General features: G+C 67.8%; 12 protein-coding genes. 5 read left to right on the forward strand and 7 right to left on the reverse strand.

What is annotated here, in order from left to right:
- Together VGD93_RS16610 and VGD93_RS16615 are read left to right on the forward strand one after the other, a co-directional pair.
- On the forward strand, nucleotides 1–342 hold a 342-nt coding region (locus tag VGD93_RS16610), incomplete at its 5' end, for a peptidoglycan-binding domain-containing protein (protein ID WP_395013279.1).
- Nucleotides 343–351: 9 nt separating this feature from the next.
- Nucleotides 352–687, forward strand: a complete 336-nt coding sequence (locus VGD93_RS16615) for a DUF1491 family protein (RefSeq protein WP_395013280.1) — start codon at nucleotides 352–354, stop codon at nucleotides 685–687.
- 25 nt (nucleotides 688–712) lie between these two features.
- On the opposite strand, the gene VGD93_RS16620 is transcribed toward VGD93_RS16615, so the two are convergent.
- Nucleotides 713–1,855, reverse strand: coding sequence for a DUF2336 domain-containing protein (locus VGD93_RS16620; protein WP_395013281.1), 1,143 nt, complete (start codon nucleotides 1,853–1,855; stop codon nucleotides 713–715).
- Between the two features lie 172 nt (nucleotides 1,856–2,027).
- Here VGD93_RS16620 and VGD93_RS16625 point away from each other — a divergent pair, with 172 nt between their 5' ends.
- Complete coding sequence (locus VGD93_RS16625; protein WP_395013282.1) at nucleotides 2,028–2,213, forward strand: hypothetical protein; 186 nt, start codon at nucleotides 2,028–2,030, stop codon at nucleotides 2,211–2,213.
- A 19-nt stretch (nucleotides 2,214–2,232) separates the two neighbouring features.
- Here the strand turns inward: VGD93_RS16625 and VGD93_RS16630 are convergent, their stop codons facing one another.
- The 3 genes from VGD93_RS16630 to VGD93_RS16640 are packed head-to-tail and all read right to left on the reverse strand — an operon-like array spanning nucleotide 2,233 to nucleotide 5,474.
- Entirely contained in the window at nucleotides 2,233–2,781 is a 549-nt protein-coding gene (locus tag VGD93_RS16630; protein ID WP_395013283.1) for a DUF1254 domain-containing protein, read from the reverse strand.
- Nucleotides 2,778–3,353 carry a DUF1214 domain-containing protein gene (locus VGD93_RS16635; RefSeq protein ID WP_395013284.1) on the reverse strand — a complete coding sequence of 192 codons (576 nt, stop codon included), beginning with the start codon at nucleotides 3,351–3,353 and terminating at the stop codon, nucleotides 2,778–2,780. Before VGD93_RS16635 ends, VGD93_RS16630 begins: the two co-directional genes overlap by 4 nt.
- Before the next feature lie 3 nt (nucleotides 3,354–3,356).
- A complete protein-coding gene (locus VGD93_RS16640; protein ID WP_395013290.1) occupies nucleotides 3,357–5,474 on the reverse strand; it encodes a transglycosylase domain-containing protein in 2,118 nt (705 codons plus the stop codon).
- A gap of 171 nt (nucleotides 5,475–5,645) precedes the next feature.
- On the opposite strand from VGD93_RS16640, the gene VGD93_RS16645 reads away from it, so the two are divergent.
- Together VGD93_RS16645 and VGD93_RS16650 are read left to right on the forward strand one after the other, a co-directional pair.
- The gene (locus VGD93_RS16645) at nucleotides 5,646–6,101 is read left to right on the forward strand and encodes a YcgN family cysteine cluster protein (protein WP_395013285.1); all 456 of its coding nucleotides are present in this window, start codon (nucleotides 5,646–5,648) and stop codon (nucleotides 6,099–6,101) included.
- 257 nt (nucleotides 6,102–6,358) lie between these two features.
- Nucleotides 6,359–6,742: a DUF2147 domain-containing protein gene (locus VGD93_RS16650; RefSeq protein WP_395013286.1), complete on the forward strand. Its 384-nt coding sequence runs from the start codon at nucleotides 6,359–6,361 to the stop codon at nucleotides 6,740–6,742.
- Between the two features lie 898 nt (nucleotides 6,743–7,640).
- On the opposite strand, the gene VGD93_RS16655 is transcribed toward VGD93_RS16650, so the two are convergent.
- The 3 genes from VGD93_RS16655 to greA all read right to left on the reverse strand — a co-directional run bounded on the left by VGD93_RS16655 (nucleotide 7,641) and on the right by greA (nucleotide 10,115).
- A complete protein-coding gene (locus tag VGD93_RS16655; protein WP_395013287.1) occupies nucleotides 7,641–8,534 on the reverse strand; it encodes a LysR family transcriptional regulator in 894 nt (297 codons plus the stop codon).
- A gap of 5 nt (nucleotides 8,535–8,539) precedes the next feature.
- The gene (trxB, locus tag VGD93_RS16660; protein ID WP_395013288.1) at nucleotides 8,540–9,490 is read right to left on the reverse strand and encodes a thioredoxin-disulfide reductase; all 951 of its coding nucleotides are present in this window, start codon (nucleotides 9,488–9,490) and stop codon (nucleotides 8,540–8,542) included.
- A 151-nt stretch (nucleotides 9,491–9,641) separates the two neighbouring features.
- Entirely contained in the window at nucleotides 9,642–10,115 is a 474-nt protein-coding gene (gene greA, locus VGD93_RS16665) for a transcription elongation factor GreA (protein ID WP_395013289.1), read from the reverse strand.
- Between the last annotated feature and the right edge of the window lie 271 nt (nucleotides 10,116–10,386).

Here is a 10,386-nt window from a genome sequence, read left to right on the forward strand (position 1 = left end):
GGCGCTGTCGCGGCCGTGGCCGAGCCGGTCGCCGTGCCCGGAAGGCCGCTGGTCGTGGCCGAGCCCGAACCGGAGGCGGTGCCCGAGGTGCCGGTGCTCGACACCGAGGCGAGCCCGGAAGACCTGATGCCGCCGTTCTCGGTGACCGACCCCCTGATCGTGGCCAAGGTGCAGCGCGGCCTCGCCAGCCTGGGCTTCCTGCATGGCCCCGCCGACGGCGTCGCCGGGGAAGCGACGGCCAAGGCCATCCGCAACTTCGAGGTCTACTACAACTACAAGGTCACGGGCCGCATCTCGCCGGAACTGCTCGACCTGCTTGTCGCCAACGGCGCCTCGATCTAAAGCGTCGGCATGCTGCGCACCGACATCTGGACCGGCGCCTTCGTGCGCCGGCACAACGACCTCGGCCACATGTGCGTCGTCGCGCGCCGGGGCGACCCGGTCGCGGGGCAGGTGTTCGTCGTGGTCGATCATCTCGACGGCACCGCCTCGCTGTTCACCCCCGCCCCGGCGGCCGCCCGTACGGACGACGGCGCCGACCGGGTCTTCCAGCTGCGCTTCGAGCGCGTGGAGCTGCAGCGGGTCGACGAGCGCATCGCCCAGGAACAGCGATTCGACCCGGACCTGTGGGTGCTGGCGCTGGAGTTGAGGAACGGCGAGCCGGGGCTGAACGTGCTGCCGCAGTGAGCCGCTGCCGCGGCGGCGGGATGCCTCAGCCGGCGCGCTTGGCGCCGATGCGGGCGAGGGCCTCGATGGCCTGGTCGACCACCTGGTTGCGCTCGGGCGCCACCCTGGGCGTGCGCCTGCTGGGCTCGGTGAAGGGCTGGTATTCGGGCCTGGCCAGGTCGAGCAGGTTGGTCTCGCCGCGCCAGGCACTCATCAGGTAGGCGGTGGCGTCGACGCCGACGGTTTCGAACAGGCCCGAGAACACCGACAGCGACCCGGAGCGGTCCTCATCGTGCGAGGTGGCATGGATGAGCACCTTGAGCCCGTCATGGGCGCTGCAACCGAAGGCGCGCAGCACCACGAACAGCGCGGCGCCGCTGGTGTCGTGCGCGATCTGGCCGCAGCGCACCTCGTCGAGCGCCGTGATCTGGTGCAGCAGGCGCGTGACCTCGGGCCGGCGGTTCTCGGCGAACAGCTTCATCAGGGCCCGGGTGAGTTCCCCCCGGGCCACGGAGAGCTGTTCGAGTGTCTTCTTGATCGGCGCCGGCGGGGTGGCGCGATGCGCGAACGCCCGGATCACCTTGATGCGGTCGTTCTCGTTGAGATCGAAGAAGGCCGGCGCCAGCAGGGCGCAGTCGAAATCGTCGCGGGCGGCGAGCGACCAGGCGACCTGGTGGTCCATCTGCGCCGAGCGCGCCAGCGCGCTGAGATAGGGCCCGCGCGGGACGATCGACGTGTTGGTGGCGAGGGCGCGGTAGACCTTGCGGCTGTTGAGCTGGAACAGCTTGGCGAGGACGACGTTGGTGAGGTCGCTGCGCCGGGCCAGCGCGGCGGCGGCGGCGACGTCGCCCGCCGAGACGATCTTCAGCATGGTAGCTTCGGAAAGTTTCGGCGCCGCCACGAGGAAATCGGCGAGGTCGTCGCCGAGATGGGTGATGACCAGCGTCTCGAGTTCCGCCGACAGGCTCTCCGAGCGGCCGAGCGTGGCCGCCGCCTTGGCGCGGGCGGCGGGGGAGGCCTGCGGAAACAGGCGCTGGGCGAGGATGGTGAACTGCTCCAATTCGGCCTGGGTCGGCCGGCCCCGCCGCGCATAGGCGTCACAGGCAGCGACGAGCAGCGTGTTGGTGCGATCCGTGCCCCCCGCTTCGATCAGAAGCTGGAAGGTCTCGTAGGGTTGGAAGCCGATCATCGTGAGCCCCGAATCGCCCGGTTTCAGGCGATTTTCGCGTGCCCGAACTATTTCAGCCAAATCGTTAGCGAACTGTTAACCTTGACGAAGTCTTAATCGGAGCGGTCCGGGGCTGCGCCGTTTTCGATCGGGGAGCCGGGGGGGCAACAGGGGGCGGACGATGGAGGCTGGGTTGGGAAAACTCGTCCAATTCGACAGACGCAACCGTCGTCCCCAGGCCGGTCCCGCTCTCGCCGTGCCGGCCGCGCCGGGCGGCGCCAAGATCTACATCTTTACCGGCGTGCGCTACCAGCGCGACGACGCGCCCGTTCCCGGCAAGCCGCTGGGCGGGGCGCGGGTTACGCACAAGCGCGGGTGAGCGCCGACGGGCGCCGGCCTCAGGCCGGGTTGTTGCGGCAGACGATGCGCCCGAGCGCGGCCTCGTAGCGCTTGCGCATGACCTGGTGGGCGGGGGCGAGGCGGACGGCGACGAAGACGTCGTCCTCCCTCGATTCGACGATCAGCAACCCCGGGGCGACGTCGAGCTGCTGCTGCGCGAGCAGGCGGGTCTGGTCCTGGTTGAAGATGCCAAGTTCGAGGTTCTGCCCGATCCCGTCGCGGTTGGTGGTGGAGTAAAGCACCGTGCCGGCCCGGTTGTAGACCGCCACCGACCAGTAGGCGAGGGGCAGCACGCCGCGGACCATGCCCGGCCCCTGCCTGAGATCGAGGCGGCAGACGGCGTAGGCCAGCTCGGGATCGAGGCGCAGCGGGTTGGGTTCGCCCGGCAGCGCCGGCGCCAGCACCACCGCCCGGTTCAGCGCGTCGAGGCCGCCCACGCGGGCCCACGCCGCGTTGGCGGCGAGGCTCGGCAGGCTGAGGATGACGACGAGGTGGATGGCCCCGCCCAGCACGACGCCGGCGAGCAGCCACAGCGCGGTGCGGATCACGGGCACCCCTCCCTGATGATGGAGGGCAGGGTCGCCTCGGTGGGGCCCACCCCGGTGAAGCTCGCCGTGTCGTAGAGCGTGAGGGCCAGGGCGAAGCTGCCCTCGCCGGTGATCTCCAGCCAGTTGTAGGGGCTGAGCGTCCTGCTCACGTAGAGCTGCATGGAACCGTCCTGGGCGCGGGCGATGCGGGCGCTGTGGAAAGCGGCGGGGCCGCCGGGCCGGGCGATCGGGCTGCCGTCGAGGTCGGTCGGCACCAGCGTCCAGAACGTCGCCAGCGGCGTGGTTCCGTCGATGCGGTAGCGGCACGCCCGGTCGAGAAGCTGGCCGTCGCTGTCGCGGGTGGCGACGAACTGCAGGCCCTCGCTGGCCCCGAGTTGCAGGGCGCCGGTGCGGGACACGAAGGCGCGCGTGTAGGGGTCGGGTGTCGGCGAGCCGGCATCCCGCCACGCGGCCCACGGCCCGATCTCGATGGTGCCGAAGATGCTGGCCGAGCTGAGCGCGTACCACGACAGGCCGAAGCCCACGACCAGCGCGGTCGCAATGGCGGCGAGCAGGTGTCCGAGAAAGCGCAAGTCCTAAAGGCTCTCTTTGGTGGCGGGCCGGGGCGGCTGGGCGAGCACTGCCTGCCCGCCGGGGCGCCCGTCCTGCAGCGACTGCTTCAACAAATCCGCCATGTCGAGCAGCTTGCGCGCTGCCGCCGGCTGCAGCACCGGGGGGCGCTCCGCCTGCGGCTCGAGCGGCGCCTGCTCCTCGGTGGCGGCGATGACGAACGGCGCCGGCTGGAAGTCCACGCCGAAGACCGGCTTGATCTCGACGTTGGTGTGGGCATAGGCCATGAATTTCTGCCAGGCGATGGTGGGCAGCAGGCCGCCCGTCAAATTGTTGGTCTTGGAGAAGTCGTCGTTGCCGAACCATACCGCCGCCACGTAGTTGCCGGTGAAGCCGCAAAACCAGGCGTCGCGGTAGTCGCTGGTCGTGCCCGTTTTGCCGGAGGCGGGAACGCCCTCGATCTGGGCCCGGCGGCCGGTGCCGTTGGTGACGACGAGGCGCATCATGTTGTTCATGTAGCGCACCGTGCGCTCGCTCAACACGCGCTGGCGCGGCGCGTCGGGATTCATCTCCCACACCGGCTCGCCGCGCAGCGTGGTGATGCGGGTAATGCCGAAGGCGGGGCTCTTGTAGCCGCCATTGGCGAACACGGAATATGCGGAAGTCATGTCGAGCACGCTCACCGAGGCGACGCCGAGCGCGAGCGAGCGCGTAATCGGAAAATCGTTGGTGATGCCCATGCGGTGGGCGGTCGCGGCGATCGGCTCGCGCCCGGTCTTGATCGAGAGCGTCACCGGCACCGTGTTGATGGAGGCGGCGAAGGCGTTTTCCAGCGTCACCGAGCCCTTGTAGTTGCGCCCGTAGTTCTGTGGGCACCAGTTGCCGATGCACACCGGCCGGTCGCTGATCGCCGTCGTCGGCGAATAGTCCGGCAGCATCTCGAATGCGGTGGAGTAGACGAATGGCTTGAAGGCCGAGCCCGGCTGCCGGTTGGAGACGATGGCGCGGTTGAACTGGCTCTTGCCGTAGTCCATGCCCCCCACCATGGCGCGCATGGCGCCATTGGGCTCGACCACGACCATCGCCGCCTCGCTGACGCGGTACTGTTCGCCCTGCTCGCGCACAACCGAAGTGACGGCGTCCTCGGCGTAGGACTGCAGCACCGGGTCGATGGTGGTGCGCACGACGAAGCTGTTGGCGTCGGTGTCCCCGATCAGCTTCTTGGTTTCCTCGAAGGCCCAGTCGAGGAAGTAGTTGGGCGAGTTGATCTCGAAGGAACGGTCGACCGGCACGGCCGGCGAGCGCCGCGCCGCCGTCACCTGCCCCTCGGTGAGGAAGCCGGCGTCGACCATGCGGTTGAGCACGACGTTGGCGCGGCCGCGCGCCGCCGCGAGGTCGACATGCGGGGCGAACTTGGTGGGGGCCTTGAACAGCCCGGCCAGCATGGCCGCCTCGGCCAGTGTCACGTCGGTGATCTTCTTGCCGAAGTAGAACTCGGCCGCCGCCGCGGCGCCGAAATTGCCGCCGCCCATATAGGCCCGGTCGAAATACAGCTTGAGGATCTCGTCCTTGCTGTAATTGGTCTCGAGCCAGATGGAGAGGAAGGCCTCCTTGATCTTGCGCTCGATGGTGCGCTCGTTCGACAGGAACAGGTTCTTGGCGAGCTGCTGGGTGATCGAGGAGCCGCCCTGCAGCGAACTGTCCCCCTGGGCGTTGGACATGAGCGCCCGCAGCGTGCCGAAGATGTCGATGCCGAAATGCTTGTAGAAGTGCTGGTCCTCGGTCGCCAGCGTGGCCTTGATGAAGTAGTCGGGCAGCTTGTCGAGCGGCACGGAATCGTCGGAGCGGATGCCGCGCCGGCCGATCTCGTTGCCGTAGCGGTCGAGGAAGATGACCGAGATGTCCTCGGCCCGGTTGAATTGCCCCGAGGCCGTGGCATCGAAGGCGGGCAGCGCCAGCGCCGTCATCAGCACGGCGCCGATGGCTCCGAAGCTCAACCCATCGGAGAGGATCTCGACGAAGAAGCGCCTGATGCCGGCGACGCGAAAATTGGCGAAGAAGTCCTGGAGTCTGGTATAGCCCCGGCCCAGCGACTGCCAGAACTCGTACATGGCGGAGTCGAGCCAGGCGTCCGCATCGAGCATGCGGGCTTTCTTGCGCCGCTTTTCCTTGTGATAGAACGGGTCCTGCACGGAAGGCCTCGCAGCTCAACGGGCCCCGGATTCTTCCCGTTTCGGGCAGCGAACGCAAGGGCGTCACTCGCTTAGGGCGGCCCGCCGCCGCAGGCAACAGCAAACAGCAGGAGAGGCAGGGATTTGGCATTCTGGGAGGACAAGATACTCGAGGAGATGTCGGCGGAGGAGTGGGAAGCGCTGTGCGACGGATGCGGTCGCTGCTGCCTGATGAAGCTCGAGGACGAGGACACGGGCGAGATCTACACCTCCGACGTCCACTGCCAGCTGCTCGACGGGCAGAGCTGCCGCTGCTCCGACTATGCCAACCGGCACGCGCGCGTGCCCGACTGCATCAAGCTGACGCCGGAGAACGTGCGCACGGTCTCGTGGATCCCGCGGACCTGCGCCTACCGGCGGCTGGCCGAGGGCAGGGGGCTGGCCTGGTGGCATCCGCTCATCTCGGGCGACCCTGAAACCGTTATCGATGCGGGCGTTTCCGTGCGCGGCCGCACGGTTCCGGAGGACTCCGTGCCGCCGGGGGAATGGGAGCAGCACGTCGCCGACTGGCCGGAATGGGAGCCGCCGGACGAAATCTGATGCATCACGCGATCGTGATGCCGCAAGCCTCGGCGGGAATTGTGTTTTGCGCCCCCACACATGTGGCGGGCGGAACCCTTGCGGCGCCGGGGGGTGCCAAGACATGTCAGGGCCGCTGTCGCATCCCGGCCGCATTCCCGCCGCGCCGATGAACGCCAGATGAACGGCAGCTTTATTTACCCTTCAGCGCGCCCGCCCATATAAGGCCGCAACACACGCGCTTCCGGCGCTTCCCGAACTCTCAGGAGACGCACCCTATGCACCTTGCGACAAGACTCGCAGCCGCGATCGTTGCCATTGGCCTCGTCGCCACCCCGTCCTTCGCCGCCGATCCGACCGGCACCTGGCAATCCACCACCGGCGAAAGCCGCTACAAGGTTTCCTATTGCGGCGACGGAACGCAGCTATGCGCCAAGCTGACCTGGCTGCGCGACGACGCCCGCACGGCGGAGAACCTGCCCTATCTCGGCCGCTACGTGGTCAGGGGTGCCGTCCCCGCCGGCGGCAACCAGTGGGAGGGAAGCGTCAGCTACAACGGCGAGACCTTCGCGGGCCGCGTCACCATGGTGAGCGCCAATGCCCTGAGGCTGAAGGGTTGCAAGGGCATGTTCTGCCAGTCGATGGAATTCAACCGCATCTGAGCGAGACTGCCTCCGGCATAGGCAGCCGAAGAACTGCCGTACTCGGCCCCGCGCACACCGCCTGCGCGGGGCCGCTTTGTTTGAGCGGGGGGAGGCAGGGGCGACGGGGGCCAAACAGAAAGGCCCCGCTCGAGGGGATGAGCGGGGCCTTCGGGTCATCGGCCGAAGCGGACGACCGTAGGAGACGCAGCCTGGGAGGAGGAGGAGGGGCTGCAATCCCTTGCCCCCAAGATCGGCATTGGCGCCGCGTTGCACAATCGCAAACTGGGAACGGCAGCCATGCGCCCAGTGCAGCCGTAGCCCACCGGAAGGCCCCCGCTTGCGCGCGACCCTGCCGCCGGGCCAAATCGTCTTGGCAAAAAAAGAGGCCCCATCCGAAGATGGGGCCCAATGACTGGACCGAAGCCCAAATCCAAAGTTGTGGCAAATGGACGAGGGAGGAGGATTCGCCATTTGCCAGCGGGTCTCTGTCGAGGGAGGAGGTACGACGTCGACCCGGTTGTCGCAGACCTGGACCGAGGGAGGAGGAGACGGTGCAGGTCACGTCGACAAGGCGGAATATGCCGATGCCGACCCATGTCGACAAGGGCCATACATACATGCCAGCCATGCGTTTCGCGCAGGGTGTACCCAGAACGCCGAGCCGCCCTCTTCGCGCCGCCCGCATCGTGCGGCGCAAAAAATAAGGCCTCGCTCGAGGGGAGAGCGAGGCCTCAGTGGCGGGTAAAATGACCCGCTGGAGGAACGGACGCCGGGAACAGGGAGGGAGAGATCGCCCGGCGTCAGCACCTGCGATATAGGTAGGCCCGGCTGACCTATCAAGGCCTTGCCGGCATGCCAGCCATGCGCCTTCTACATGGCTCGTGCGGCGAAGGCGGAACGGGCCGGTGCCGGCCGGTCAGTAGCTCCACTCGCGCGCCTTGCCGACGATGAAATCGCGGAAGACGCCGACGCGCTTGGAGCTCTTGAGTGCGGGCGGGTAGACGAAATAGGCCTCGTAGGCCGGCAGTTCGACGCCGTCGAGCACCCGCCTGAGTTTGTCCTGGCCCTCGGTCACGTAGGCCGGCAGCATGGCGATGCCGATGCCGGCGACGGCCGCCTGCATCATGCCGTAGATGGCGTTGACCTTGAGCGACGAGCGCCGCGGGCTCGAGTCGGGCCGGCCCAGCCGCTCGATGAAGTTGATTTCGGCGAGATAGGACGGCACCGGCTCGCCGAAGGTGATGATGCGGTGGTTGTCGAGGTCCTCGACGCTCCTGGGCTCGCCATGCGCGGCGAGGTAGTCGCGCGAGGCGTAGAAATGGTTGTGCACCGTGAACAGCTTGCGCTGGATCATCTCGGACTGGTTGGGCCGGTGCAGCCGGATGGCGACGTCGGCCTCGCGCATGGCGAGGTCGAGCTCGGCGTCGTTGAGCTTTATCTCGATCTGGATGTCGGGATAGAGCATCAGGAACTCGTGGACGCGCGACGACAGCCACGTGGACCCCAGGCCCACGGTGGTGGTGACCACGAGCAGGCCGGTCGGCACGTCCTGGCTCTCGCTCATCTGCGTCTCGACCTGCTGCAATTCCCAATGCATGCGGTGTGCCGTGCGGAACAGCTGCTCGCCCACCTCGGTCAGCACGAGGCCGCGGGCGTGGCGGATGAACAGCTTGAGCGAAAGGTCTTCCTCGAGGGCCGAGATCTGCCGCGAGACGGCCGACTGGCTCATGCCGAGCTTCTCTGCGGCGTGGGTGAAGCTCCCGGATTCGGCGGCGGTGTGGAAGATGCGGAGCTTGTCCCAATCCAGCATGAACGCTACTCGGCCGCTTCGGCGAGTTCGTGCTCTGCCAGGTAACGTTCGGCCTCCAGCGCCGCCATGCAGCCCATGCCGGCGGCCGTGACCGCCTGGCGGTAGACGTCGTCGGTGACGTCGCCGGCGGCAAACACCCCGGCGATGTTGGTCTGGGTGGTGCCGGGGATGACCTTGAGGTAGCCGCCCGGCTTCATGTCGAGCTTGCCGGCGAAGATCGAGGTAGCCGGGGCGTGACCGATGGCGATGAAGACGCCGTCGGCGTCGAGCCGGGTGAGCTTGCCGGTCGCGGTGTCGCGGATGGTGACCCCGCTGACCGAGAGCGGCGCCTCGCTGCCGTGGACCTCGGCCACCTCGGCGTTCCACACGACGTTGATCTTGGGGTTCTTGAACAGCCGTTCCTGCAGGATGCGTTCGGCCCGGAATTCGCCGCGCCGATGGATGACGGTCACCCTGGAGGCGAAATTGGTGAGGAACAGTGCCTCCTCGACCGCGGTATTGCCGCCGCCGATGACCACCACTTCCTTGTTGCGGTAGAAGAAGCCGTCGCAGGTGGCGCAGGCGGAGACGCCGAAGCCCTGGAATTTCTGCTCGGAGGGCAGGCCCAGCCAGCGCGCCTGGGCGCCGGTCGCGATGATCACCGCGTCGGCCGTGTAGTGGGTGCCGCTGTCGCCCTTGAGCACGAACGGCCGCTGGTCGAAATCGACCTCGACGATGATGTCGTTGACGATCCGGGTGCCGACATGCTCGGCCTGCGCCTTCATCTGCTCCATGAGCCACGGCCCCTGGATGACGTCGGCGAAGCCGGGATAGTTCTCGACATCGGTGGTGATGGTGAGCTGGCCGCCCGGCTGGATGCCCTGGATGAGCACCGGTTCGAGCATGGCGCGCGCCGCGTAGATGGCCGCGGTATATCCGGCCGGGCCCGACCCGATGATGACCACTTTGGCGTGCATGAAAAGCGCTCCAGCTAACCGCTTGTCCGAAGCGCTAAAATAGGGGCTTGGCACGGCGCCTTTCAAGGCCGGTGGCGGCGGCATGCGCCCGTCGCATGCCGCAACTCACCGAAAACGCGCGTGTTCCGCCCCGGGGGCGGACAAAGTGCCGCTAGACGAACTTCACGTCCAGCACTTCGTAGGAGCGCGAGCCCCCCGGCGCGCTCACCTCGAACGAATCGCCGATCGACTTGCCGATCATGGCGCGGGCGATGGGCGAGGACACCGAGATGCGGCCCTTGCCGGCATCGGCCTCGGCGTCGCCGACGATGGTGTACTGCTTCTCGTCCTCGGTATCCTCGTCGAGGAGCCTGACGGTGGCGCCGAACTTGACGGTGTCGCCCGACAGCTTGCTGACGTCGATGACCTCGGCCAGCGCCAGCAGCGATTCCAGTTCCTGGATGCGGCCCTCGTTGAGGCTCTGCTGCTCCTTGGCGGCGTGGTACTCGGCATTTTCCGACAGGTCGCCATGGGCGCGTGCCTCGGCGATCGCCGCGATGATCGCGGGGCGGTCCTCGGCGGTGCGGCGGCGATGTTCCTCGCGCAGCGCGACGTGGCCGCTCGGCGTCATGGGGATCTTGTCCATTCTCGTCTCCAGTCGACAGGCCAAACAAAAAGGTTACCCTGCCAAACACGATCGGTTCGGCGGGCAACAACTCTCGGGGAAACTGCGGGCCAGACTGCCCCGGCCCGGGATTGCGGTCAAGCTCGCGGTGCCGCGGCGGGGCACGGCCCGGCGGCGGCCCGCTCCATATCGTGCCGTCCGTCAGCTTTTCAAGGATGCGTTGCCGCCCGCCCGCTGCGCCGCCGCCAGCGCCGCGGCGAGGCCCACGGCGGGACTGGTGAGGGGGAGCGCG

It is taken from the genome of Devosia sp., assembly GCF_036406155.1.
GTDB lineage: Bacteria > Pseudomonadota > Alphaproteobacteria > Rhizobiales > Devosiaceae > Devosia_A.

Bases quoted from the DNA above. Each gene is read 5' to 3' on its own strand.
- VGD93_RS16615 (WP_395013280.1), top strand. From the start codon at position 352: ATGCTGCGCACCGACATCTGGACCGGCGCCTTCGTGCGCCGGCACAAC.
- VGD93_RS16620 (WP_395013281.1), bottom strand. From the start codon at position 1,855: ATGATCGGCTTCCAACCCTACGAGACCTTCCAGCTTCTGATCGAAGCG.
- VGD93_RS16640 (WP_395013290.1), bottom strand. From the start codon at position 5,474: ATGCTCGATGCGGACGCCTGGCTCGACTCCGCCATGTACGAGTTCTGG.
- VGD93_RS16650 (WP_395013286.1), top strand. From the start codon at position 6,359: ATGCACCTTGCGACAAGACTCGCAGCCGCGATCGTTGCCATTGGCCTC.
- VGD93_RS16655 (WP_395013287.1), bottom strand. From the start codon at position 8,534: ATGCTGGATTGGGACAAGCTCCGCATCTTCCACACCGCCGCCGAATCC.
- trxB (WP_395013288.1), bottom strand. From the start codon at position 9,490: ATGCACGCCAAAGTGGTCATCATCGGGTCGGGCCCGGCCGGATATACC.
- greA (WP_395013289.1), bottom strand. From the start codon at position 10,115: ATGGACAAGATCCCCATGACGCCGAGCGGCCACGTCGCGCTGCGCGAG.